This is a genomic window from uncultured Gimesia sp. (genome assembly GCF_963976445.1).
Taxonomy (GTDB): Bacteria; Planctomycetota; Planctomycetia; order Planctomycetales; family Planctomycetaceae; genus Gimesia.
Genome location: NZ_CAXBKP010000005.1, coordinates 253,760 through 278,606, shown reverse-complemented (window position 1 = coordinate 278,606; position 24,847 = coordinate 253,760). Strand labels below are relative to the sequence as shown.

21 protein-coding genes are annotated in these 24,847 nt (G+C 47.7%); 12 read left to right on the top strand and 9 right to left on the bottom strand.

Annotation, left to right across the window (positions count from 1 at the left end; genetic code table 11):
* Positions 1–31: 31 nt before the first annotated feature.
* From AAC022_RS08235 to AAC022_RS08210, 6 genes are all read right to left on the bottom strand, one after another.
* A complete protein-coding gene (locus AAC022_RS08235) occupies positions 32–418 on the bottom strand; it encodes a metal-sulfur cluster assembly factor (RefSeq protein ID WP_339730000.1) in 387 nt (128 codons plus the stop codon).
* A gap of 105 nt (positions 419–523) precedes the next feature.
* Entirely contained in the window at positions 524–841 is a 318-nt protein-coding gene (locus tag AAC022_RS08230; RefSeq protein ID WP_339729998.1) for a non-heme iron oxygenase ferredoxin subunit, read from the bottom strand.
* A 43-nt stretch (positions 842–884) separates the two neighbouring features.
* Entirely contained in the window at positions 885–2,234 is a 1,350-nt protein-coding gene (gene sufD, locus AAC022_RS08225) for a Fe-S cluster assembly protein SufD (RefSeq protein ID WP_339729995.1), read from the bottom strand.
* 119 nt (positions 2,235–2,353) lie between these two features.
* Positions 2,354–3,778: a Fe-S cluster assembly protein SufB gene (gene sufB / locus AAC022_RS08220; protein WP_339729993.1), complete on the bottom strand. Its 1,425-nt coding sequence runs from the start codon at positions 3,776–3,778 to the stop codon at positions 2,354–2,356.
* Positions 3,779–3,939: 161 nt separating this feature from the next.
* A complete protein-coding gene (gene sufC / locus AAC022_RS08215; protein ID WP_339729990.1) occupies positions 3,940–4,737 on the bottom strand; it encodes a Fe-S cluster assembly ATPase SufC in 798 nt (265 codons plus the stop codon).
* A gap of 76 nt (positions 4,738–4,813) precedes the next feature.
* Positions 4,814–5,437, bottom strand: a complete 624-nt coding sequence (locus AAC022_RS08210; protein ID WP_339729988.1) for a transcriptional regulator — start codon at positions 5,435–5,437, stop codon at positions 4,814–4,816.
* A 494-nt stretch (positions 5,438–5,931) separates the two neighbouring features.
* Here AAC022_RS08210 and AAC022_RS08205 point away from each other — a divergent pair, with 494 nt between their 5' ends.
* The gene (locus AAC022_RS08205; RefSeq protein ID WP_339729986.1) at positions 5,932–7,584 is read left to right on the top strand and encodes an alanine/glycine:cation symporter family protein; all 1,653 of its coding nucleotides are present in this window, start codon (positions 5,932–5,934) and stop codon (positions 7,582–7,584) included.
* Between the two features lie 195 nt (positions 7,585–7,779).
* The gene (locus AAC022_RS08200; RefSeq protein WP_339729983.1) at positions 7,780–8,217 is read left to right on the top strand and encodes a universal stress protein; all 438 of its coding nucleotides are present in this window, start codon (positions 7,780–7,782) and stop codon (positions 8,215–8,217) included.
* Between the two features lie 34 nt (positions 8,218–8,251).
* On the opposite strand, the gene AAC022_RS08195 is transcribed toward AAC022_RS08200, so the two are convergent.
* On the bottom strand, positions 8,252–9,040 hold the full coding sequence (locus tag AAC022_RS08195; protein WP_339729979.1) for a DUF1080 domain-containing protein: 789 nt from the start codon (positions 9,038–9,040) through the stop codon (positions 8,252–8,254).
* 422 nt (positions 9,041–9,462) lie between these two features.
* Here AAC022_RS08195 and AAC022_RS08190 point away from each other — a divergent pair, with 422 nt between their 5' ends.
* The 7 genes from AAC022_RS08190 (at position 9,463) to AAC022_RS08160 (ending at position 18,015) form a co-directional block, all read left to right on the top strand.
* Complete coding sequence (locus tag AAC022_RS08190; RefSeq protein WP_339729976.1) at positions 9,463–10,521, top strand: DUF3500 domain-containing protein; 1,059 nt, start codon at positions 9,463–9,465, stop codon at positions 10,519–10,521.
* A gap of 679 nt (positions 10,522–11,200) precedes the next feature.
* A complete protein-coding gene (locus AAC022_RS08185) occupies positions 11,201–12,088 on the top strand; it encodes a sugar phosphate isomerase/epimerase family protein (protein ID WP_339729974.1) in 888 nt (295 codons plus the stop codon).
* A gap of 289 nt (positions 12,089–12,377) precedes the next feature.
* Positions 12,378–13,091 (top strand): PTS sugar transporter subunit IIA, encoded by a 714-nt coding sequence (locus AAC022_RS08180; protein ID WP_339729970.1) that lies wholly within the window; start codon positions 12,378–12,380, stop codon positions 13,089–13,091.
* Between the two features lie 441 nt (positions 13,092–13,532).
* Complete coding sequence (locus AAC022_RS08175; protein ID WP_339729967.1) at positions 13,533–14,264, top strand: PIG-L family deacetylase; 732 nt, start codon at positions 13,533–13,535, stop codon at positions 14,262–14,264.
* Between the two features lie 166 nt (positions 14,265–14,430).
* A complete protein-coding gene (locus tag AAC022_RS08170; protein ID WP_339729964.1) occupies positions 14,431–15,171 on the top strand; it encodes a protein phosphatase 2C domain-containing protein in 741 nt (246 codons plus the stop codon).
* A gap of 87 nt (positions 15,172–15,258) precedes the next feature.
* Positions 15,259–16,842 carry a hypothetical protein gene (locus AAC022_RS08165; RefSeq protein ID WP_339729962.1) on the top strand — a complete coding sequence of 528 codons (1,584 nt, stop codon included), beginning with the start codon at positions 15,259–15,261 and terminating at the stop codon, positions 16,840–16,842.
* A gap of 321 nt (positions 16,843–17,163) precedes the next feature.
* Positions 17,164–18,015: a hypothetical protein gene (locus tag AAC022_RS08160; protein WP_339729960.1), complete on the top strand. Its 852-nt coding sequence runs from the start codon at positions 17,164–17,166 to the stop codon at positions 18,013–18,015.
* A gap of 19 nt (positions 18,016–18,034) precedes the next feature.
* Here the strand turns inward: AAC022_RS08160 and aroH are convergent, their stop codons facing one another.
* A complete protein-coding gene (gene aroH, locus AAC022_RS08155; protein WP_339729958.1) occupies positions 18,035–18,406 on the bottom strand; it encodes a chorismate mutase in 372 nt (123 codons plus the stop codon).
* A 413-nt stretch (positions 18,407–18,819) separates the two neighbouring features.
* Between aroH and lpxD the strand changes: the two genes are divergently transcribed.
* Both lpxD and lpxI read left to right on the top strand, forming a co-directional pair.
* Positions 18,820–19,917 (top strand): UDP-3-O-(3-hydroxymyristoyl)glucosamine N-acyltransferase, encoded by a 1,098-nt coding sequence (gene lpxD, locus AAC022_RS08150; protein ID WP_339729956.1) that lies wholly within the window; start codon positions 18,820–18,822, stop codon positions 19,915–19,917.
* Positions 19,918–19,958: 41 nt separating this feature from the next.
* The gene (gene lpxI, locus AAC022_RS08145; protein ID WP_339729952.1) at positions 19,959–20,849 is read left to right on the top strand and encodes a UDP-2,3-diacylglucosamine diphosphatase LpxI; all 891 of its coding nucleotides are present in this window, start codon (positions 19,959–19,961) and stop codon (positions 20,847–20,849) included.
* Between the two features lie 20 nt (positions 20,850–20,869).
* On the opposite strand, the gene AAC022_RS08140 is transcribed toward lpxI, so the two are convergent.
* Positions 20,870–21,295: an FHA domain-containing protein gene (locus tag AAC022_RS08140; RefSeq protein WP_339729949.1), complete on the bottom strand. Its 426-nt coding sequence runs from the start codon at positions 21,293–21,295 to the stop codon at positions 20,870–20,872.
* A 622-nt stretch (positions 21,296–21,917) separates the two neighbouring features.
* Between AAC022_RS08140 and ppdK the strand changes: the two genes are divergently transcribed.
* Complete coding sequence (gene ppdK, locus AAC022_RS08135) at positions 21,918–24,650, top strand: pyruvate, phosphate dikinase (RefSeq protein ID WP_339729946.1); 2,733 nt, start codon at positions 21,918–21,920, stop codon at positions 24,648–24,650.
* Positions 24,651–24,847: the final 197 nt, after the last annotated feature.

Sequence of the window (24,847 nt, the reverse complement as noted above, 5' to 3'; positions counted from 1 at the left end):
GAAATGCCCCAATTCAGTCGCTTGGTCTCTATTAAAAGATTCCCAGTTCATCACGTGCATCCTCGGTCATCAATTCTGGCGACCAGGGAGGTGTCATCGTTAGCTGGATACTAGCCTCGTCGACATCATCCAATCGCTCCAATGCCATTTTTGCCTGTGTAATAATCTGCGGGCCTGCTGGACAGGCAGGGCTGGTTAGCGTCATCGAGACAGTCACCTTCGCGCTGTCTTCTTCTGTTCTTTGAACTTCGTAAACCAACCCTAAATCAACAATATTAATATTTAATTCTGGATCGATTACCTGTTTCAGAGCCTCGATCAGCGATTCTTCGCCGCCAACCCCTTTCAGCGCAGAAAACACGGGCGCATCCCCATCCTCACTACTTTCACCAGAATCATTATTCACCTCATCCGACATTATCCTGTCTCCCTAACTATTTGATGACGCCCAAAATCAAAAAAATAACTAATAAATAACGACAACAATAAAACTACTTGTATGGATATCAATAACTTATTTTATCTATCTCATCGGAGCACGTGCAAAGATTTTATTGCCCCTGACTTCAATTTCAAATGTCTTAACCGGCTTAGTGGCTGGCATGCAAAGGGCTTTTCCAGTCACCAAATCAAACCGTGCTCCGTGACGAGGACAAACAATTGCCCCATCCTCAATACACCCGTTCGTTAAAGGCTGACCATCATGTGTGCAAACATCCTCTATCGCCAGATACTGATCGTTTAACCGAATCAGCAAAGCGGGAATGTCATCAATAAACACTTCCAGGCGATCAGCAGTGCCAAACTCATCAATGGCTGCAACTTCTTCAAAACCAGGCATAACTATCTATCTTATAGATTAATTGTCTTCAAACGGCAAAAAGTTACCGACCAAATCCTAATTTTTTGATAATTGCCTGACTGAGCGTTTCACGGACCACTTCGACGGGAATTCTGTCAAAGACAGTCTGGAAAAAACCTTCCACAATCATATGCATCGCTTCGTACTCTGACATACCGCGTGACATACAATAAAAGATTTGCTCTTCATCGACGCGACCTGCTGTTGCACCATGAGTACAACGTACATCATCGGCTTCAATTTCCAGCCCCGGTATTGCATCTACTCGGCAGGTAGGAGTCAGCATCAGGGAATCATTTCGCTGATAGCCGTTTGTCTGCTGCCCCTCAGCCTCGACCCGAATCATTCCCCGCCAGATCGCACGAGCATGATCGCGCAAGACCTGTTTATACAGCAGGTCAGACCGAGTCTCAGGTGCATTGTGGCCTTGCTGGGTATAGAACGAGTGAATCTGCTGGCCCGTTGAGAACGTGACACCATTCACTTCTGCCTCGGCACCACGGCCATCGAGCACGACATCCTGATGAATATGAGCCAACTTGGCACCAATTCCGCCCACAGTCCATTGCAGGAACCCATTGTTCTCTACACGTCCGGACTGATGCCCAATATGCCAGACTTTGTGGTTCCAGTTCTGCAACTGGACATATCGCAATCGGGCTTCTTTAGCCAGGATCAATTCGACGGCCCCCACATGCAGCCCCAGATTCTGTTCTGTCGTCGAAGCGGTTTCTTCCAGCAAAGTAGCAGAAGCCCCTTCTTCGAGAATCACCAGTGTATGACTGAAGTCAGCGGCCTTCTCTGCCTGTAGCGTAATCAAACTATGCAAAGGAGTGTCTATGACGGTATTGCGAGGAACATATAAAACTGTGCCCCCCGTCCAGAATGCCGCATGCCATGCCGAAAACCGATCCGTCTTACTGTCGACGGCTTTCGTCATGAAATACTTCTGGATCAACTCACTATGCTCTCTGACAACAACTGCCAGATCACCAAATATAACCCCTTTGGCCGCGAGTTCTTCTGCAAGATCATGAGAAACCAGTTGTCCATCAACGTAAGTCAAATGGCCGGCGAACTCAGCCTGCCCCTTCAGTAAGGTCTCTGTCGCTTTACCGTCGGCAGTCTCTTTGGAAACCTCAGAACCAGCCTGGAGCTGAAAACGATCAGGACGCATAGCGCGTAAGTCAATGCGGCGCCACTCTTCCGGATTCAGTTCCGCTTCCAAAAGTTCACAATAGTGCTGGAAGGCCTGCCGCCGTGACTGGGTTACCCAGTCAGGTTCATCACGTGTTGCCAGGAACGCTTCAAAAGCGGCTTCACCAAAGCCAGCAGGAATCGCAGCAGATGTTTTAACCGAGGGAGTACTCATACTATTATCTATTATGCCTTCAGTATGTTTGCGTATAGTAAATTTGATCTATTTGAAGGGACTGCCTTCACCTGTCACGTCTGTTGCTCTCTTGGACTACAGACAAAGAAACGACGGCTTTACCCAATCGAACCTTCCATCTGCAATTCAATGAGCCGATTCATTTCGACCGCATATTCCATCGGTAACTCTTTGACAAGTGGCTCGATGAAGCCGGTCACAATCATGGAAGACGCTTCCGCTTCAGTTAGTCCGCGGCTCATCAGATAAAATAGCTGCTCTTCTCCAATTTTGGAAACGCTGGCTTCGTGCTCGATGGCAACATCATCTTCTTCGATTTCAATATACGGATAGGTGTCGCTGCGGCTCTCCGGATCAAGTAGCAGAGCATCACAGACCACGTTCGACTTACAACCATGAGCCCCTGGATCCACTTTGACCAGGCCACGGTAACTGGAACGACCACCGTCTTTGGAAATACTCTTGGAAATAATGCGGCTCGAAGTATTTGGTGCACAATGAACCATTTTGGCCCCGGCATCCTGATGCTGCCCTTTGCCGGCAAAGGCAATTGACAGCGTCTCTCCTCGTGCGCCTTCTCCCATCAGAAAGATCGCCGGATACTTCATCGTCAGCTTGGACCCCAAGTTTCCATCGACCCACTCCATGAGTGCGTCTTCGTACGCGAACGCCCGCTTTGTAACGAGGTTGTAAACATTATTCGACCAGTTCTGAATCGTGGTATAACGGAACCGCCCACCCTTTTTCACGATGATCTCTACCACTGCCGAATGCAGGCTGTTCGAACTGTAAGTTGGCGCGGTACAACCTTCGACATAATGGCAAGAGGCCCCTTCATCCACGATGACCAGGGTGCGTTCAAACTGTCCCATGTTTTCCGAGTTGATTCGGAAATACGCTTGCATTGGAAATTCAATATGAACCCCGGGAGGCACATACACAAACGAACCACCCGACCAGACGGCTGAATTTAATGCAGAAAACTTGTTATCATCCGGAGGAATGATCTTGCCAAAATATTCCCTGAACAGTTCAGGATGGTCTTTTAAGGCAGAGTCGGTATCAGTAAAAATCACACCCTGCTTAGCCAGGTCTTCTTGCAAACTGCCGTAAACCACTTCCGATTCATACTGGGCTTTCACTCCTGAGAGAAATTTTTTCTCCGCTTCCGGAATTCCCAGGCGGTCGTAAGTTTTTCGAATATCATCGGGAACATCTTCCCAACTTCGCTCTTGCCCTTCTGAAGCACGGACAAAATAATGGATGTTCTGATAATCAATCTCATTCAGATTACCGCCCCATTGTGGCGTTGGTTTTTGTTCGAAGATCTCATAGGACTTCAAACGAAAATCACGCATCCAGGCAGGCTCATTTTTCATTTCTGAAATTTGAGCAACCACCTCGGCATTTAAGCCCTTCTTGCCGGTAAACACATACTTGTCTGTGGGATCATGAAATCCATATTGATATTCTCCAACATCAATTTTCTCATTTTCAGAATTGGTATCCAATTTGGTAGACATTTCAATTTCTCCCGCTCTGTATTTCAAAACGCGCCCAGCAACAGGATGCATTTTTTTTAATTGATAACATGTTTCTTGATTGATCAGTCACTGACTGTTTTTTCCTGAAACTGCTGAGACAACAATCTCACTTAAAACAAAACCTATACGGCAAACAAAACCTATACGGCTTCTACCACTTCTTCTGCTGCGGCTTCAGGATGACGCTCACGTACACTGGAATAACCGTGCTCATGAAGTTCCGCGGCCAGACTGGCATCGCCGGTCTCAACAACCCTGCCCGCCAGCATCACATGAGTAAACTGAGGTTGATTGAACTCCAGCAACCGTTCGTGGTGAGTAATGATCAACACACCCATTTCTGGGCCTGCTAACCGGCTCAAACCTTCGCTGACCACCTTGACGGCATCACTGTCCAGTCCACTATCTGTTTCGTCGAGCACGGCAAATTTGGGCTGCAACATGGCGAGTTGGAGAATCTCCATCCGTTTCTTTTCACCGCCAGAAAAGCCATCATTCAAATAACGACGTGCCATTTCCAGATCCATACCCAGTTCATTCATTTTATCCCGGAGTTCTTTACGAAACTCACGCATCGGGATCAATTTCTCGCCTTCTTTACGATCCGGAGTCCGAACATTGGACATCGCGTGCCGAAGAAAATCTGCTACTTTCACACCAGGAATCACAACAGGATACTGGAATGCCAGAAATAGTCCCAGTCGAGCACGCTCGTTGGGATCCAGTTCTGAGATATCCGTTCCATCGATCTCAATTTTGCCCTTTGTGATCTCGTAACTTGGATGCCCGGCCATGGCATAGGCCAGTGTACTTTTCCCGGAACCGTTAGGGCCCATCAACGCATGGATCTCGCCCTGCTTAATTTCCAGGTCGACCCCTTTTAAAATGGGTGTGCTACCAACTGATACATGTAGATCGGAAATTTTCAACAAACTCATTTTTCGTATTTCATCCTGTCATTCGGTTTTCTGAACGAATTCAGAAACATCAATAAAATTTACGGTATTTTCTCAGCTAAATTGTTTCTGCTTGAAACTCACAACAATGATGCCCATCCAGACAACACTCTGCCAGATTCATCTTGGTCCCCAAAACCCGTTCGAAGACGCGTTGCTCCAGCTCGCAGATGGAAGCATCGCCACTGGCAATGTCGTGATAAGGACAATTATGTTCGCGTAAAATCGGAAGCGGGCCCGAATGGTCTAGTTCCACCATAAACCCGCGTTCTTCCAAAGCCTCTTTCAGTTGCTCCATCCGCCCGTTCAAAGAAGGTGCATCCACATTGCGACCATACTGCTGCACGAGAGCAGTCTGAATCCGGGCAGCCAACCGACAGCGTAATTCTTCGTCGTCGATTCCTTTGAGCTCTTCCCAGAGGATATTCGCCAGCTCAGCATAATTATCCCCCAGCAATCGCATCCCTAAAGGAGTCACGGAATACGTGTAATGCGGACGCCCTCGACCTTCCTTTACTTGAGTTCGCGCGATTAAATCCAATCCCTGCAAACGGACCAGTCGCTGACGCACCGCCGTGGCTGTCACCCCCTCTTGTTCGCATATCTCATTTATCGTTGAGGACTTAAGACGATTTAGCCCCAGCAAAAAACTGCGATCATGGTCATCAATTGAAACACGCATGGATTGTTTTCTACTTGGTGAAAAGTGTCTGTGACTGATGGTGGTAGCAGCCTGACTCTTCCAGTGCTACCACACTCTACGAAATAGTCCTTATACCAGCATCCTAGGCAGACCTGGTATTTTTGACAACCAATATTGTCAAAAAGAAGCAATTGAGATTCAGTTTCAAAATCCGATAACTTTTCGTCGCTTTTTCAAGAATCACCTTGGAACGTAAACCTTTATTTGATAGTCTCATACAACGATAAAGATAACCAAAGTAGATCTTGCGCTCTCAGGGGAAACCACTATCCCCCCTGACTCACTCCTGTTAACCAACCCGATCAAATCACAATTTCAATAAATGCCTGTAACGCACTGCGTTTTTTCCGCTTTGGTGACCAGTTTACTATTGAAAAACCGAACACTGATTTGATGTTTTATCTCTGGCAACTGTTACTTGCGAATGGGAATCCAATTATATGAATTTCGACCGGCAATGCAGCCCTATCTCCTTGGCAGTTCGTTCAGGACTGGTCACAGTTCTGATGCTCCTGTTTCTCAATTCGGGCAACATGACTCTCGAGGCATCACAGACTCCTGCCCCGGTACCAGAAACAGCCCAGGAAGCCCCGACAGAGATAGAAAGCCCAACAGAGGAAACCGCATCAGAAGGCTTTGCACAGATCGAACGAAAAATCGATGAAATCTTCGGTATGTTCAATGGAGCGGTCGCCAGCGTGTTCTTTTATCCGGTCCCCTTAACGGCCAAGCAGTTTCATGCTGGAGAAGGAATTCCTCTAGCCGTTCTCTGGCTGGTCATCGGTGCGACTTATTTCACCTTCCGCATGAACTTTATTAATCTCCGTGCGTTCAAGCATTCGATTTTGCTCGTTCTCGGAAAATATGATGACCCGGATGACGAAGGGGAAGTCACCCACTTCCAGGCACTGACCGCCGCCCTTTCCGCGACGGTTGGTCTGGGCAACATTGCTGGCGTTGCAATCGCCATTGCCACAGGAGGCCCTGGAGCCATGTTCTGGATGATGCTGGCTGGATTATTGGGCATGACTTCGAAATTTGCCGAATGCACCCTGGCCCAAATTTACCGCCGCATCAACCCGGATGGACGCGTGATGGGAGGACCGATGTGTTATCTCTCAGAAGGATTAAACGAACAGTTTCCCGGTAATTCTTTTATGAAGGGGCTCGGGAAAGTCTTGGCAGTTCTGTTTGCCGTCTTGTGTATCGGAGGCTCTCTGGCCGGCGGAAATGCATTTCAGGTTAAACAGTCGCTCGGTGCTGTCGCTGAGACGATCCCCCTACTCAACGACTACAGCTGGGTCTATGGCTTAGTTATGGCATTTTTCGTGGGAATCGTCATCATCGGGGGTATCCGCAGCATCGCACGCACGACTGAAAAAATTGTGCCACTCATGTGTGGGATCTATGTCTTGGCATGCTTGGCAATTATTGTATTGAATATCGGTAAAATCCCTGCATCGTTCCAAGCCATCATCGACGGCGCATTCGCTCCTGACGCAATGTATGGTGGAATTATGGGTGTTTTGATTCTTGGTTTTAAGCGGGCCGCCTTTTCGAATGAAGCAGGTGTGGGCTCTGCAGCCATCGCCCACTCAGCCGCCAAAACAAAATATCCCGTACGGGAAGGGATCGTCGCCGCGCTGGGACCGTTTGTCGACACCATTGTGATCTGTACCATGACCGCGCTCGTGATGATTATTACCGGCGCTTACAATGATCCCCAATACACACACCTGATTGACAGCAACAATGGCGCGGCCCTGACTTCGGAAGCCATGGATTCACAGATACCTAATTTTCAGTACGTGCTCTCTGTCTCAGTCATTTTATTCGCTTATTCGACCATGATCTCCTGGTCCTATTATGGCGAACGCTGCTGGGCGTTTCTGTTTGGTGACAGTAAGAAAGCCTCAATGTCTTACCGCATATTGTTCCTGATATTTGTTGTACTCGGTTCAATTGTCTCGGCAACCAATGTGCTGGACTTTGGAGATTTAATGATTCTGGGTATGGCATTCCCCAACATTCTGGGTGTATTACTTCTATCAAACCGGGTCAAACGAGAACTGGACGCTTACTGGAAACGATACAAGTCCGGAGAATTCGATAATCAGACCAGCTAGACTGTATCCAAGTTTACTTTAGCGTCTCCAAGGCCATTTGAACTGAGTACAATACAATGAGAGGCGCTATGGTTAAATGGGATGCATTCTAGCCAAGGCGTCATTGAAATTACCATTGTTTCCTGACAACAAAACTTCATACAATCAAACAATGACAGCCGTTACCTGCACTCTTATTTAGGAAAGCATTACACCATGGGCTACTTCACGGGAAAAAAAGTCCTCGTCCCTGTTGATTTTTCTGAAAGTTCACTCGAAGCCATCAAGAAAGCGATTCTAATTTCAGAATCTCCTGCCAACGTGACTGTCGTGCATGTCATGGTGCCGTTGGACCTGGTTTCACCGGGGGTTCTGTTTGGAGGGCTGACAGATGAAAAACGGACAGAACATGTCAAAAAACATGCGAAGGAAGAATTTGAAAAACACCAGATTGAGGGCGTCTGTTTCGAAACCCTGGTAGGCGACCCCGGCATCAAGATTGCCGATTTCGCAAAAGACGAGGGAATGGATTTGATCGTGATCCCATCGCACGGCTATACGGGAATCGCCAGGCTGGCGCTGGGATCGGTTGCAGAACGAGTACTCAGACATGCCCCCTGCCCGACACTTGTCTTACGTCAGCCAAAGAGCTGAGGAACTTAAAAGTCCTCAGCGACGACAGCCCTGCCTAAGACTTGCCGGGCTTCTGCTGTGCGACCGGTTCTTTCTGCTCGACTACCGGTGCCGGTTCAGTAGGTAGGATTTCCACCAGCAGATTTCGAAAATGAATTTCAGAGCCTTCGCTCTGTAGAGCGATCGCACCTTTACTGGGATCACAGCCAGTGACTTCACCAAGCTTGACACCATTGATCATTACGGAAATATTACCCTGCCGGCACGTAAGCACGCATTTATGCCACTTTCCGACAGGTAAATCCAAAGGCTTTGTTGGTGAGAGTTTATTCGCAGACCTGGCACCGCTCCCCGGCGTTGGAAACACATAACCGGCTTCCGGTCGATGCAACTGAACCTGAAACGCCTTAGGCCAGACTTTATCGGGCTCGGCTGTGAACAGCAGGATTCCACTATTGGCATTCGGGTCGTTGGGATACATCCATTCCATACTGAATCGGAAATTCTCATACGACTTTTGCGTGCGAATATAACCATACGGTTTCCCAGAACAGATCAAAATGCTGGGCTGGCCCTTGGCACCACTGATAACCTTCCAGGTCACATTTCGGTTTGCCTCTTTCTCTTCTTCGCTGAAATATTTCCAGTGATCCCAGAAATTCCCACCGTTCAATAACTTTTCCGGACCGGGCAATGGTTTGGGTAAGGGAGCTGGATTCTTGACAGTTTCACTCGAACTTGGCTTAGACGGGGGCGTAGCTTCCTGAGCCATCACAGCGACTGCAGCCAGCACGAAGTAGGTAATTCCCCCCATCAGGAGCAGCGAAGAAAATCGCGTTCGCATTTGAATTCGCTTTGAACAGACAGACGCCTGCCTCCACTTATCCCAAGATCGATGATGAAAATACAGCACGCTATTTTTTGCCCGACATTGACTGTTAAAAGAACCAGACTATGGAAATGTAGATAAGAGAATCAAACATTCTAAACCCATACTCATCAACATTCAATTATGCCCGTCATTCCTTCCACTAGATTTCACAAATGACCTACCCAGAAACAAGTGAACACAACAACAGACTAACACCACGACGCAGGGGATACCAGCAAGAAGTCCGACTAATTTCTCTAGACACAAAAGATCGGCCTGACAGAACACAGGCCCAATCCCTTGGATTTTATTTGACGATCAAGCCAGCTAATTGATAAACTAATTAGAAATCGGAACAGTTCTCTCCCTCCTCATTCACAAAGATTGGTGTTCTCATGCAATTCAATCCGCTCACTCCTTCGCAAGGTTTTACTCCCGACTCCCTACCAGTTTCACGACGCCATTTCGTCAAAACAGTGGGAGCAGTGATCGCAGGGACTCCATTACTCAGTACGGCAGGACTACTGGCAGGACAGCCATCAGAAAAAACACCGCAGGCATCTGCTCCGGAGCCGCTCACCCGAAAGCTGCATGAAAGTTTGACTCCGAAACAAAAGTCGAAAGTCTGTTTTGGCTGGGACCATAAAGATAAACACGGGCTCCTGCGTCAACATGTTCGGGCAAACTGGAATATTACAGAGCCAATTGTGAACAGTGACTTCTTCACCAAGGACCAGCAGGACATCATTGAAGCCATTTACTTCGGCCACTTCGATCCCAGCTGGCATAAAAAAATTCGTAAACAACTCCTGGATGACCAGGGCGGTTATGGAGAAGACCAATCGATCGCCATCTTCGGAAAGCCGGGAACCGATCAATTTCAATTTGTCATGACGGGACGACACACAACAGTTCGCAGCGATGGTGACAGCGCAGAACACCTGGCCTTTGGTGGACCCATTTTTTATGGTCACGCAGCGGATGAATTTGATGAAAAACCCAATCACCCTGGTAATGTCTTCTGGGAACAGGCATTAAAAGCAAACCACGTCTACAAAATCCTGGATGGGAAACAGCGCGAAGTCGCTCTGATCCCCCAGGCACCGCCTGAAAAGAAAGTTCATTTCAAAAAATCAGCCGACCAGATTACAGGTCTGCAGGTTGCCGACATGACGCGCGACCAAAAACAGGAGATGCAAAAAGTTCTCAGCTCACTTATCGAACCATTCCGCACATCCGATCAAAAAGAAGTCCGGAAATGCATCGAAGCACAGGGCGGACTGGATCGATGCCGGATCTCCTTCTATCAATCCGGTGATATCGGTAAGGATCAGGTCTGGGATAACTGGCGTCTCGAAGGGCCCGCCTTTGTCTGGCACTATCGAGGTGCCCCTCATGTGCATGTCTGGGTCAATATTTCGGATGATCCACACACAAAAATTATCACCAGTTAATTTTTGTTTTCCGCAATGATTCGTCTTTCCAGTAGCTCGTACTTCCGAGCTACTTCCCCATTGAATCAAGCGGCCTAGAAACGAATGATCTTAAATTTCACGCTGAAACGTTTGCGTTAACTTTCGATGATTTCAAATTGAACCGGGCAGGAAAAATAATATTCCGTTTTTCCTGCCCGGGTTCATTATCAGACAGCCTTAAACGTGATCATGATCTAATAAATTTAATTTGCGAGAACTGAAGTGCTGTTAAACACAATTTGACTCTTAAATCAATCCAGTCGTAACACTTTTTTTTCAAAGCAGGCATTCACCCTACCACCAAATCAGCCGCTCACCTCCGTTTGATTTCAGAAAATACTTATCCATGCAGAACGCAATTCGAAAGTTTTTTTAACTCTTTAAAACCTTGACCGATGTCGGTTGACTTTCTGAGTGGATAAGCAATATTGGTCTTTAGCAAAAGTTGTTTTCTGTTTTTGCTATGGAAAAGTTTTGGTGATTATTTATGATGTTCCGGTAGACACCTTCTCTGATTTTAAATCGCAAGTTGAATCAGATAGTCAAATACATCCAAACTGAATCACCCTGAATTTTTATTTATTGTTATTGACAATTAGACTGTCAAATCTAATTGAAAATATATACCTGATCTTCTCTCCAGACAGCAGGTGACCGAGTGACTAAAGAGCTTCTCTCACAGCGTAAAGTCAGTTCGTTCTCTACTCCATCTTCCACTGTTAAATCTAAAAATAACGAGCATTCGTTTTCTTTGCTTGATCGCATTTCCGTAAACCAGATCACAACCTATCACTGGTCTTTTAAAGAGAGTCTACTCGGCTTGCTCGCCAGCGGTGTCCCGGCGATTGGCCTCTGGAATCGAAAAATCTTGGACCTGGAACCAGAACAGGCAGCAGAACTGGTCATCGATTCGGGTATCAAGGTTTCTACCATTTCCCTTGCCGGTGGATTTACCGGCTGCAATGAATACTCGTTCGAAGACTCGATTTCCGATGCCATTGAATTGATTCGATTTGGTGGGCGAGTTAATGCCGCCGCGATACAGGTCGCCAGTGGCCCCCGCGCAGGACACACTTTGAACCATGCACGGGAATTGACCACCGATGCACTCAAACGGCTGGGGGATGTTGCTGCTTCATACGACACGAAACTGGCCTTAAAAACAATGCCCCTCCCGCAGGCCCAAAACTGGACTTTTCTCAACTCCCTGCATGCAACTTTAGAAATTATCGACGCATGCGGGCACCCCGCCGTCGGAGCTTTAGTCGACCCTGCACAACTTCAACAAGAAGAAGGGATACAGGATCTACTTCCTGAGATGATCTCCCTGGTGACAGCCGTTCAAATTTCTGAGTTTAATTCAGACACAGCTACGCAGGATTCATTCGCCTGCTACGACATGATTAAAACCATCAACGATGCCGGTTATCAGGGTTTCTTTGATCTGGAAATCTGGTCGGAACAGGTTTGGCAATCGAAGTATTCAAGCCTGCTTTCTCAACTTCAGTTGGCTTGTCAGACCGAAGCCTCTCCTCAATTCGATTGAGGCTTGTTGTTTTTCCCGTCCAGGGTTTTCAGGGATCTGGCGCGAAAAAAGTCTCTCAAGATTGATTCTGCTCACGCTTATGGGTTACCATAGCAGGTAGCTTCACCGCGAATACGATTCCATCATGTTCGTCTACCAGCCATTTATTTCACTCCTTTGGTTTTGCTAATTTCAGTTTACAGCGAATTAAGTTGTGTGCCTGTTCTGTTTTCAGTCGTTCACTGAAGTTGGCACAAACTTTCGCCGAACTGATTTTCTCTAATTTCTCACCATGTAATGGTAACCTCCCATGGCTCACGAACCTTTCAGCCTGAATGACTTATCAAAGCAACTGGGTAGAGACCGCCGGGAACTTGAAAAACTGGCAAATCGCGGAAGAATACCAGGGCGCAAGGTCAAAGGAGAATGGCAATTCCATCCAACAGAAATTACCCATTGGCTGGAAGAGGAAATGCGCAGCTACACCACATCCGAGCTCGAACTCGTTGAGCAGACCAATTCGCCCACAGAACATGATCCCAATCACCTGATCAGTAGCTTAATGCCCGATGAATTGATTGAAGTCCCCTTGGAGGCCCGCACGAAAAGATCGGTTCTGGAAAGTCTGATTGAAGTTGCCGGAAGGACCTGGCAAATCTGGGAACCTGCCACCGTCCTGACAGCGCTCCAGCAACGCGAAGAAGCATACCCGACCGCTTTTGAAAATGGAGTTGCAATCCCTCATCCCCGAAATCCCATTCCAGACGCCGTCGGCGAACCTCTGATCGCCTATGGGCGTACACTGAGCGGAATTCCATTCGGCGCATCAAAGGGCAGACTCACTGACATTTTTTTTCTTGTCATTTGCTCCGATGCATCAACCCACCTTTCAGTTCTTGCCAGACTGGGGCGAATGATGCAGGTACCTGATTTCGTTGAACAACTACGTGAAGCGACAACTCCTCACGAGACCAGACAAGTCATCATTGAAGCAGAAAAGAAAATCGCCGAAAGCCTGGCTTAAACGTGATTAGCACTGGTAAGAGCCATCTGAAAATCCTGCTGTCCGGTTTCTCATTCCAAATTCGGATAGAAAATTCGGCCAGCCCGAAAGTGACATGAAACCCCGTCTCCGTATTCCCAGACACCGCCAAACCCTCTTTCCTCTTGAATCAAGCTCATAAACACACTTTTTTCTGATGCAGAAATCACAAAGCAAGGACTTCGAACCTGAAAACACCAAGCCTGCTGATTATGATGATTCTGAAGATATTCGAGTTTCCATTGTTGACGAATACAAGCTGAGCACAAAGAATGGCTTTCACTGCCCAGCGCTGAACCATAAAGGGCGCTGATCTATTTTGATTTTGTTTAACTGTCATCGTTCGAAAAATGAGCGATCATCATTCATAAAGACAATTGATAACGCACAAATGAAACCAGAGTGCGATAGAGAACAGGCCCGATGAATTTAGAACTCCCAGAGCCACTGGACGTAATCGCCGTTGGGGCACACCCTGATGATGTTGAAATTGCCTGTGGAGGTACACTGGCGAGACTTGTTCAGCAGGGCTATCGAGTGGGTATCATCGACCTCACCGATGGGGAACCAACGCCTCTGAGCCCAGGGCCAGAATTCCGATTAAAGGAAGCCCGAAATGCAGCGGACATCCTGGGAATCCATGTCCGCGAGACATTGGAGCTGACTAATCGACGTTTGTTCGACAACTTTGAAAACCGGGTGGCATTAGCCTCCTTATTCCGCAAATACCGTCCACAGGTTGTGTTGGGACTGGCCGGAAAAACCCCGATGGCTTCCCCCGATCACTGGCAAGCCATGCAGATCACCGATGCAGCCGTTTTTTACTCACGGCTGACGAAATGGAATGAACATTTTGACCATACAGAACCGCACACCATCAAAAAACAGGTCTGGTTCCCCCTCGGATTTGGATCATTGAATTATCCCGAGGGCAGCGGGCAGTTTGTGGTTGATATTTCGGATACATTAGAACAAAAACTGGAATCGATTCGCGCTTATCAGTCACAATTCCCACCTGAAAAGAATCGGGTCTTCACGCTTGTTGAGAGTCAGAACAGACTGTTGGGAACCAGTGCCGGCTTTGAGGCAGGAGAACTCTTTATCTGCTCCACAACGCTGGGAGTACGCGATCTGGTCCAGACGGTTTGTCCCTGAAATTTATCTAAGACAATAAAAAACAAGCAGATACAGCATTTTTAAAATTTCCATCTTCTGTGAAATATGGTATGATTCTATGGAGAAAATGTTCTTTGAACTGGTATTGGGAGTGTAAGACATCGACCTCAGTATGAAATATTATCGACGCAAAACAGGCTAACTAATGGTTGCAATTCGTTACGGCACAGTCAGCATTACCGGAAATTTCCGCGAAAATAATGAGGACAATTATTACGTTGATTCCGCCAGCAAATACTTTCTGGTCGCAGATGGTATGGGAGGCCAGTGCGCGGGTGAAAAAGCCAGTCAACTCGCGATTGAATTGATTCCCCAAAAACTGGACGAGCTGATTCGCTTTGATGATGCCGCAACGAACAACGTCATCCCTGGCATTGATGAGGCTGTCTCGCATGCGAATGTCGAGATCATGGCACTGGGAGAACTAGACCCTAACTGTCGCAGTATGGGAACCACAATCGTTTTTGTGATTCAGGTCGGCGACAAATTTTTTATCGGGGGCGTTGGAGACAGCCGGGTTTATCTTTTAAGAAACAACAGCCTCCACCAACTGACCACCGATCACTCTCTCACACAAGCACTCGTTGATGCCGGCACCATCACACCGGAAGAAGCACTGACACATCGCTACAAAAATGTACTCTATCGCTATCTGGGTACCAAAGATGGCAGCGCAGGGACCCAGGCACGACAGTTGGAACCTTCGCCACAAGATCGTGTCATCCTCTGCTCCGATGGAGTCACCGATGGTATTTCAGATGAAAAATTACAGGAACTCCTGGGACAATCTGATGATCCACAACAGACTGCCGAAGAAATTGTGAAAGCGGCGCAAGAAGGAGGCTCCAAGGACAATATCACTTGCATCGTTTTATTTATTGATTAACGATCAATGACTCTTCATCCTTTCAAGCCACAAGAATATACTGCCCATCGCGAACTATTGCCTTTCAGTTTTCAATCTGGCTGATCAATGCGATTCCAAACTCTTTTACCTTTCCTGATTGCAGCCATCCTTACCATTGGTCTGTTCTGGTTCACACAACTGCCATTGGGAATTCCTGGAGAATGGACGTGGGAGCGCATCCCATTTGTAAGACCGGAAATGATCCCTGGCTGGATTGTTGCCGGGATTGCATTCGGCGTTTATCTGCTAGCCGCTCTGCTGGGCCTCTCCCGAATTAAATATGCAAACCAATTTGAACTTTCAATCTGGCTGGCTGGCCTGGCGGCCTCAGGCATTTTCTGGTCTCTCCTGCTGCAGGACAGCCCCCCTGCCGAATACCGACTGACCAAAGCACCGTTCGTATTGTTTTATAAAGGCTCCTCAGGTTATTTCACCGAAGCACAAACCGGTATACCCGATGTAAAACGTTATCTGGCAGATTATGAAATAAAAATGAATCAAGGGGATGTGCTGCATGAAGGAACTCACCCGCCCGGTCTGCCACTATTCTATCGGACGTTGATCCAACTTTGTGAATCTACTCCCGGCCTACAGTCTTTCCTGCTGCAGACCCAGCCGACTTCGTTTCAGGAAGCAACAGAAATCATCGCAAATTTGACTGCCGCAACGGAAAACCCATTAACCGAACGTGATTGTGCTGTTCTCTGGCTGGCTACTTTAATCACGCTGGTGATGTCTTCACTGACCGTGATCCCTCTATTTTTGTTATCGCGTGAATTTACGTCACGCGAAGTTAGCTGGCAAGTCGCCGCATTCTGGCCGTTGATTCCGGCAGCTTTGATCTTTCAACCGAAATCAGACGCGCTCTATTCCGTGATATCAATTCTGTTTCTCTACCTCTGGGTCGTTGCCTGGCGACGCAATTCAAAACCGTGCTATCTGCTGGCCGGCGTCCTGCTCTGGAGTGGTTTCTGTTTGACACTGGCTTTTTTGCCGGTGGCACTGTGCGCCGCTTTATTTTCTGTTTTGGAAACCTGGCAACTTCGCAATGACAATAGCCTGCCTATTCCCACCTGGAAGCGTTTTCTGACAGCTACCGTCAGCGGGTTGTTGGGACTGCTACTTCCGACACTACTGCTGGAAATCTTTTATGAAATCAACCTGCTTCAGATCTGGCGTTTAAACCTGCAAAACCATGCCGGCTTTTACCAGCAGTACCCCCGTACTTATTGGAAATGGCTGCTGGTAAATCCGATTGAAATCAGTCTGGCACTGGGACTGCCTGTGGTCTGGCTGACAGGAAAATCACTCTGCTGTCGAATACGATCAGGCACCGACCAAGAAGCCATTCCCTTCCGTTCGGGGTTCACGAATCTATCGCTCTCCTGCGTGATTGTCCTTGGTCTATTATGGCTCTCAGGAAAAAACCTGGGCGAAGCCGCTCGCCTCTGGCTCGTCTTTCTTCCCTGGTTCCTGATCATGACAATTCCGTACTGGCAAACGATTCAAACCGAAGCATCACTGAATGTTTCCCATGCCCCATCGTTTTTGAAACAGCAATCAATCTGGATCGTGGCGCTGGTGGCTCAAGCGATTGTCTGCATCGCCACTGTCAGCCGGATTACCGGTTTTCATTTCCCCCCCGGATAATCTTTTGCACTCTGGAAACCGACTTAAGAGCAATCTGAGATCTCTCAGGCAGCCTGATCAATTGCCCGTACATTCGACACAACCCTGATATTTGTAATTCCCGACATCAGGGTATGCAGGGCTATTCGCTTGAGTCGATAGAGTTCTAAAGCGCGTCTCATGAATCCGGTGCGGCTCGGAATTAAAGTTTGTTCGCTTCCATCGCTTCTAAAACGCGATAAAGAACCAGAAATCGAACAAGAGCGCGGTATACTTGATGTACCATCAAAACGATGATCTAAAACTCTAGATAATTCACAGGCAGGTTTCTGGATTCCTTCTATGACCATCCTTAACAGCACCACATTCCGAATCAGACTTTCTACGGTCGGCTGCTACCTGTATTGCCTGATGTTACTCCTTCCTGTTGGTTGCTCCGGAAATTCGCTGGACTACACCGAAATCAAACAAATCAATGAAAAGGTGACTGAAAACGAACTGAAGAAGTACCTCAAAGTCATCAAGCTATTACCGAAACACAAAATCCCGACGTTTCCTTCCGTTTATGCCCCAGCTCCCGCGTGGAGCCATATTCGCTCCCTGCCGATTGAGGATCTGGTCAATAGTGAGCAACACAACCTGTCGCAGCTATGGGACATTCAACGAATCAGTGACCACTTTGGAATACGAAACCGAACCTTGAAAAAATCGCTGCACCGCAGGGACATGTCCAAAGATCAGTTCATCAGCTTTACGCTGGCCTTAGGACTGGCTGCAAGCCGAACCCAGCTCCGGCCTGATCAAAACTTGGAAGAGATCGTCCAGAAAGGTGAAAAAGTCATTCATCAGCTGCAGCTAGATAAACGCCCTTTTTCTTCGCTTTCTCTAGAAGAGCGGCATCGCACTTTACATGAAGCAATGTGGATCGCCCGGGTCAATCGGGTCGAACAACTGATCCAGGTTCCTCCAGAAAATATCAATCTGGTGAAAAGTCACTGGGAGGAACTGAAAGAAGTGCTGCCCCCGGAGTTTCTAAAAAACCCGCTGAGTGACCTTTCGGATACGCTCGAAGAACGCGGTATCCCTTTCTCAGTCAATGAAGCAGACGATTCTGATGAACTCCTGGAGTGGACGTCAATAAATGCCATCATCGGCACTGACGAGCCAGATCCTAAACCGGAAAAGATCCGCTGAAACTTTCTGGCAGAACCTCTCACTGAGCTGATGCAACATCCGGCCTCAGTTTTTGTGCTTCATTCAAATACACATGCACAACTTCCGACTGTTTTTGGTCTGAATTCACATGAATCATTACCCGAATACAGCGTGGCATCGCTCCCTTGACCGCAATTTCTGACGCACAAATCAACGGAACGGACTTCATGCCAAGGTCGCGGGCTGCTTCAGCTGGAAATGCCGAGACCAAATCGGGAGTCGTCGTAAAAAAAACAGATACGATATCTTCGTAGTTTTCGATCTGATTTGCTTTAAGAAGTTGCTCAAGCAACTCACGCGTCGCAGATAAAACTTCTGCAGAAACATCCTGAGTCACCGTTGTTGCACCACGAATTCCACGTACCGACATTGCAAATACCATGCATCTAAAAGTTCGTTATCAACCTGGTTACCTGCTCAAAAGTAGACAATATGATCTCGATAACCAGAAATGACTTTTATCAATCAAAAGCACATCCTAACGAATTCATCGGCTGTTCGCTACTAGTCGCATTCCCGAATTCTGACCCGTTCCGCGCTGGGCAGTAAAGTTTAACTGCAATGAGTATTACTACTTAACAAAATAAGTATCCAGAACAAGAGGATTCGCTGTTTTAAAAAATGGTCTTGCGTTACTTTTGCTTTATCAGGTAAAAAACAGTCTTATCAGCAAATTGGGGGGATCGAATCACAGTGACCACCAGGAAGGTGAGCTCCTCTTCCCCCGCTGTTTGTTTGAACAATCAAATTTAAAAACGTGCATCTTTTGGAAAGGACTCCTTGATGTCGACGACTGTCGAGTGGATCGCTCAAGAGCTGAATTGCCCAGCCCAAGGCAATCAAAGGCTGGAAATCCATGGCGCTGAATCTGTTCTCAAAGCAGGTCCCCATGACATTACATTTGTCGGCGATGAGCTCAATCTAAAAAGACTGAAATCAAGTAACGCTGGTGCCGTGATTGTTGATAAACGACTGGAAGAGTCGTTTCAAAAAACATATGAGTCAGCCCCTATTACCTCCCTGACTGTCGAAGATGCGCAAGCAGCATTTATTAAAATATTCCAAAAACTGCGTCCCCAGCGTTCACTGCCCGAAGTGGGAATTTCTCCTCAGGCAGAGATCAGCGAGGAAGTAACTATCGGCGAGAACTGTCACATCTTTCCCCGGGTCACAATTCGTCCGGGAGTCCAAATCGGAAACAACTGTCGGATTTATCCTGGTGTTTATATTGGTGATGACTGTGTACTGGGCGATGATGTTACCATTCACGCCAATGCGGTATTATACCCCGATGTAAAAATCGCCAATCGCGCCCTGATACATGCATCCGCCGTGCTCGGCTGTGATGGTTTTGGTTATCGTTTCGAACAAGGTCGGTTTGTCAAAATACCGCACTTGGGAAGCGTGCGGATTGAAGACGATGTTGAGATCGGCGCAGGAACGACCATTGATCGGGGCATGATCGGTGCCACCGTAATCGGTGAAGGAACCAAAATTGATAATCAAGTCATGATTGCCCACAACTGTGAAATTGGAAAGCACAATGCATTCGCGTCCCAAGTCGGGTTCGCGGGTTCGATTACAACTGGTGACTATGTCCGTTGTGCAGGCCAGGTCGGCATTGCAGACCACGTGCATCTCGGAGACCAGTCAACACTGGGCGCACGAGCTGGAGTGCATCGCGACGTTCCCCCTGGAGAAGTTTATATCGGGACCCCCGCCGCTCCGGAAAAAGAGCAATTTAAAATTGTAATGTCCCTGCGAAAAGTTCCCGAAATGCGAAAACAGATTCGTGAACTGGAACACCAGATCAAAGAACTGACCCGACAATTTAAAGAACTGGAAACGCACAACAACAACGATGAATCAGCGCTGACCTGAAACTGTCCCTATTCTTGATAGTAAAAAAACTGTAGTTATCGATGAACGCATTGCAAACGACCAACAAGAATCCTCACCGACAAATCGGTCTCTTAGCCGGAGCAGGCCGGTTTCCGATTATTTTCGCGGAACAAGCCCGGCAGCAGGGATATTCCGTCTGCTGTCTGGGTATCTTTGGGATGGCCAGCGAAGAATTATTAGATGTCTGTGATACCTTCCACTGGATTCCGTTAGCGCGCATCGGCAGAGCGATCAAACTCTTTCAGCGCGAAAATGTAAAACGGATTGTGATGGCTGGCAAAATTGAGAAGACGGTCTTATTCAGCCCATTTCGAATTTTTAAATTATTACCGGATCTTCGCACATTACATATGTGGTATCGGTACGCGAAAAAAGATCGAAAAGACGATACCCTGTTGCTGGCCGTGATCAAAGAGTTTGAGCGCGACAATCTGTTCTTTGAATCTGCCTTGGATTATTGCCCGGAGTTACTCGTGAAACATGGATTCCTGACCAAAAGACGTCCCAATCAATCTCAATGGGAAGATATCAAAATGGGCTGGGATATCGCCAAACAGATGGGACAACTGGATATCGGACAAAGTATCGTCATCAATGACAAAGCGGTCATCGCAGTCGAAGCGATTGAAGGTACGGATCGGGCTATTCAGCGAGCTGGCCAACTCTGTAAACGGGGTGGATTTACTGTCGTCAAAGTGGCCAAACCACAACAGGACCGCCGGTTTGATGTTCCCACCGTTGGTATCAAAACTCTGCAAACCATGCATGAAGCGGGAGGTCGTGTTCTAGCCATCGAAAGTAACCAGACGATTATGATCGACCAGCAAGAAGTCGCGGACCTTGCTGACAAGCTCGGAATTGCCATCGTTTCACTCAATGAAGAAGAACTGACATTACAGCTGGCCAGTTAAAGATGACGTGTTTGGAACAATTATTCCGAAACCAGTTTAATTTCGCTGCCACTATCCGAATCGAGGTGCTCTTCTTTTCCTTCGAGCTCCAGGTTAAATGCCGTTAGCATTTCCGTTCTTTGATGAGCTTCTGCCACTTCCTCATCTTCTTCTTTAGGGTCTCCTGATAATTCGACTTCAAATTTCATTGAAGCCAGAGAGAGCTCATCCCCCGGCAATAAAGCACCACGTATGATTTTCTGACCATTCACGCGCGTTCCATTTGTACTGCAGAGATCACGAACAAACAGCAGACCATCGGTTTTGATAATCACACAATGAATCTTAGAAATGCTATTCTTGTCGATCTGAATGTCACATAAGTCTGATTTTCGACCTACAACAGACACATCCCTGGTAATCAAAATAGGCTGGCCGCCATTCACCGGAATCAATCGCGCTATCATGGGTGCAGCCTGTAACAAGACATAAATACACGTAAGTAATTACTCATACGAAGTTTATTGTGATTTTAAGAGATGTGCAAAGTCAACGGGAATTTTGAGCCCTTCCGCTCATGTTATCACAGCCTCAGGCAATTTCCATGCTAAATCATTCAGATCGAATTAAACTCTGTTTCGGGCTCCTGTTTCGGTCAGGTTAACGGCCGATTCTGACGAAATCTCAGGCCCTTGAACTCGATAACCGCCAGACGCTTGACGGTGAGACTGAGCAATGGTAGTGTCCCTAGTAAATATGCTGCAAACCGATGGCTTAACGTACAGGATTTCAATCGTAATTTAACAGATTGAATAACAATCCTGCAGGGACCCAAGTCTTATCCGGTCAACGGGATATCAACCGCCAAATACAAACTGCCTTCCTGAAGGCAAACTGCAATTGGTAAGGTCTTTTTACCAGCAGCCGCGAGTTCCGGATATAAGCATGAGAGTGGGTTGAACTTCAACCCCGCATCTTAACAGGGAAGCATTAAGCTTCTTAAAACAATAGATATGTACTGGTTAGTAACCGGTTTCTTTGCGTGAAGGAACCGAAGGTCTAATCGATTAACATTAAGAGGAATTAAGTATGTCAGGTCAAAAGTATGTGTACTTCTTCGGTGCTGGAAATGCAGATGGCGACGCCACATTGCGCAATACCCTGGGGGGTAAAGGAGCGAACCTGGCAGAGATGATTAATATCGGCCTTCCCGTACCAGCCGGCTTCACTTTGAACACAGAAGTTTGCATCAACTACAGCAAGACAAAGGGAAATTACCCGGAAGGTGTTGAGGCACAGGTCGAAGAAGCACTGGCCAAAGTGGAAGAAGCCATGGGCGCCAAATTCGGTTGTGACACCAACCCGCTGCTGGTCTCCTGCCGTTCCGGGGCACGTGAATCCATGCCTGGTATGATGGATACGGTCTTGAACATTGGTCTGAATGACACCACTGTCCAGGCATTGGCTAAGCAGTCCGGCAATGAAGCATTTGCCTGGGACAGCTATCGTCGCTTCGTACAGATGTATGGCGAAGTGGTAATGGGTATGAAAGGTGCCGACGAAGATCCATTCGAGCACGCCCTGGAAGCCAAACGAGAAGCAGCCGGAGTTGAATACGATTCTGAACTGAATGCCGAACAGTTAAAAGAACTGGTCGCCGAATTCAAAAAACTGATCAAAGAGGGAACCGGAGACGACTTCCCCACCGATCCAAAACAGCAGATCTGGGGCGCCATCGGCGCTGTCTTCAGCAGTTGGGATAATGACCGCGCTGTCGTTTACCGACGTGACTATGGTATTCCTCACAACTGGGGTACTGCCTGCAACGTACAAGCTATGGTCTACGGAAACCTGGGAGACGATTGTGCCACTGGTGTTGGCCTGACTCGCAACTGCTCCACCGGAGAACCCGGATTTTGTGGTGACTACCTGATCAACGCCCAGGGTGAAGACGTGGTTGCTGGAATTCGTACTCCCAAGCAGATCGAGTCGACTCTGAGCAGCGACCTGCCTGAAGGCTATAAGCAGCTCGACGATATCGGTCGTAAGCTGGAACAGCATTACAAAGATGTTCAGGATATCGAATTCACCATTCAACGTGGTAAAGTCTGGATGCTGCAGACACGTAATGCAAAACGTACCGGTTTCGCAGCTGTCCGCATCGCCGTCGATATGGTCAACGAAGGTCTGGTCAGCAAAGAACAGGCCATTACAAAAAAACGTATTCCTGCAGACGACTTGAACCAGTTGCTTCAGCCAATTTTTGATCCCGCTGAAAAAGAAAAAGCCGCCAAAGAAGGTAACCTGCTTACCAAAGGGATCAACGCTGGTCCGGGTGCTGCCTGCGGTCATATCTGCTTCAGTGCAGAAGAAGCAGAAGCGATCTACAATCAAGACAACTCAGCCCAGCTGGTTCTGGTTCGTCGTGAAACCAGCCCTGAAGACCTGCGTGGTATGCGTGTCTCCAAGGGAATTCTGACCGCCTTGGGTGGTGCCAGTTCCCATGCTGCCCTCGTCAGCCGCCAGATGGGGAAAGCCTGTATCGTAGGCGCTTCGGAACTGAAAATTGATTCCGCCGCAGGAACGATTATTGCTGGCGACAAGGTTCTCAAAACCGGGGACTGGATCAGCATCGATGGTTTCACCGGTGAAGTCTTCGCCGGTAAAGTGGAAACGAAACCAAGTGAAATTGTGGAAGTGCTGATTTCCAAAACGATTAAACCGGAAGATTCAGAAACCTATCAACGTTATGAGCAGCTGATGAACTGGGTTGACGATATCCGCAAATTGAAAGTTCGAACGAATGCGGATCAACCCGATCAGGCTGAGGAAGCAATTTCCTTTGGTGCTGAGGGCATCGGGCTCTGCCGAACCGAGCATATGTTCTTCCATCACCTGGCAGAAATCCGTGAAATGATTGCTGCCGGCGATGTCGAATCCCGCACGAAAGCCGTCAACAAACTGTTGCCATTCCAACGAGAAGATTTCTCAGGAATCTTCCGCGCCATGAATGGTCTACCGGTGACGATTCGCCTGTTAGACCCTCCATTGCACGAGTTCCTTTCAGACCGTCACTTGGAAGAAAACCCCACACTGGGTGAAGAACTGGCCAATGAACTCGGCGTCGACGTTGAATATATTCGCCGTCGTGTCGAAGAACTGCATGAGCTGAATCCGATGCTCGGTCATCGTGGTTGCCGCCTGGGTATTGTATATCCGGAAATCACAGCGATGCAGGCACGTGCCATCATGGAAGCCGCCTGCGACGTTCAAAAAGAAGGCATCGAAGTCTATCCCGAAATCATGGTTCCTCTGGCTGGATTCAAAACCGAATTCGACAATCAGGCAGCCATCATTCGCGCTGAAGCAGAAAAAGTGCTCGAAGAGAAAGGCATCAAAGTCAATTATCTGGTCGGAACCATGGTGGAACTCCCCCGTGCTGCGATCTGTGCAGACCAGATTGCCGAAACTGCTGAGTTCTTCAGCTTCGGTACGAATGACCTGACCCAGACCACACTCGGAATGAGCCGTGACGACTATGGTACCTTCATCGGCCATTATCGCGAAAACGACATTATTCCTTCCGACCCCTTCCAGACTATTGACCAGGATGGGGTAGGACGTCTCATGCAGACAGGTGTCGAACGTGGTCGTAGCACCCGATCCGAACTCAAAATCGGCATTTGTGGTGAACACGGTGGTGATCCTGCCAGTGTGATCTTCTGCCACGAACTGGGACTGGATTACGTGAGCTGCTCTCCTTTCCGCGTACCAATCGCGCGACTGGCTGCTGCTCAAGCAGTCCTGGATGAAAAAGCATAAGACTATTTATAGTCAACATTTAAAAACAGGGAGAGGCTTTCGAAAGTCTCTCCCTGTCTCTTTTTGCTTTTCATTGCAAACTGTTTTGTTTAAAATGAATGCGCAATTAATCAACGAGTTTTCGGAATTTAACCAAAAATCCTCTTCCCCCCAAGACGATACAACGATAAGATTCTACGCTCACACCTAACGCTCAG

What these genes read in the sequence shown, in the direction of transcription:
- AAC022_RS08160 (WP_339729960.1), top strand. Translation starts at nt 17,164, where the DNA reads ATGACCATCCTTAACAGCACCACATTCCGAATCAGACTTTCTACGGTC.
- AAC022_RS08195 (WP_339729979.1), bottom strand. Translation starts at nt 9,040, where the DNA reads ATGCGAACGCGATTTTCTTCGCTGCTCCTGATGGGGGGAATTACCTAC.
- lpxI (WP_339729952.1), top strand. Translation starts at nt 19,959, where the DNA reads ATGAACGCATTGCAAACGACCAACAAGAATCCTCACCGACAAATCGGT.
- AAC022_RS08170 (WP_339729964.1), top strand. Translation starts at nt 14,431, where the DNA reads ATGGTTGCAATTCGTTACGGCACAGTCAGCATTACCGGAAATTTCCGC.
- ppdK (WP_339729946.1), top strand. Translation starts at nt 21,918, where the DNA reads ATGTCAGGTCAAAAGTATGTGTACTTCTTCGGTGCTGGAAATGCAGAT.
- AAC022_RS08230 (WP_339729998.1), bottom strand. Translation starts at nt 841, where the DNA reads ATGCCTGGTTTTGAAGAAGTTGCAGCCATTGATGAGTTTGGCACTGCT.
- AAC022_RS08190 (WP_339729976.1), top strand. Translation starts at nt 9,463, where the DNA reads ATGCAATTCAATCCGCTCACTCCTTCGCAAGGTTTTACTCCCGACTCC.
- AAC022_RS08140 (WP_339729949.1), bottom strand. Translation starts at nt 21,295, where the DNA reads ATGATAGCGCGATTGATTCCGGTGAATGGCGGCCAGCCTATTTTGATT.
- AAC022_RS08210 (WP_339729988.1), bottom strand. Translation starts at nt 5,437, where the DNA reads ATGCGTGTTTCAATTGATGACCATGATCGCAGTTTTTTGCTGGGGCTA.
- lpxD (WP_339729956.1), top strand. Translation starts at nt 18,820, where the DNA reads ATGTCGACGACTGTCGAGTGGATCGCTCAAGAGCTGAATTGCCCAGCC.
- AAC022_RS08235 (WP_339730000.1), bottom strand. Translation starts at nt 418, where the DNA reads ATGTCGGATGAGGTGAATAATGATTCTGGTGAAAGTAGTGAGGATGGG.
- aroH (WP_339729958.1), bottom strand. Translation starts at nt 18,406, where the DNA reads ATGTCGGTACGTGGAATTCGTGGTGCAACAACGGTGACTCAGGATGTT.
- sufD (WP_339729995.1), bottom strand. Translation starts at nt 2,234, where the DNA reads ATGAGTACTCCCTCGGTTAAAACATCTGCTGCGATTCCTGCTGGCTTT.
- AAC022_RS08180 (WP_339729970.1), top strand. Translation starts at nt 12,378, where the DNA reads ATGGCTCACGAACCTTTCAGCCTGAATGACTTATCAAAGCAACTGGGT.
- sufB (WP_339729993.1), bottom strand. Translation starts at nt 3,778, where the DNA reads ATGTCTACCAAATTGGATACCAATTCTGAAAATGAGAAAATTGATGTT.
- AAC022_RS08200 (WP_339729983.1), top strand. Translation starts at nt 7,780, where the DNA reads ATGGGCTACTTCACGGGAAAAAAAGTCCTCGTCCCTGTTGATTTTTCT.
- sufC (WP_339729990.1), bottom strand. Translation starts at nt 4,737, where the DNA reads ATGAGTTTGTTGAAAATTTCCGATCTACATGTATCAGTTGGTAGCACA.
- AAC022_RS08175 (WP_339729967.1), top strand. Translation starts at nt 13,533, where the DNA reads ATGAATTTAGAACTCCCAGAGCCACTGGACGTAATCGCCGTTGGGGCA.
- AAC022_RS08165 (WP_339729962.1), top strand. Translation starts at nt 15,259, where the DNA reads ATGCGATTCCAAACTCTTTTACCTTTCCTGATTGCAGCCATCCTTACC.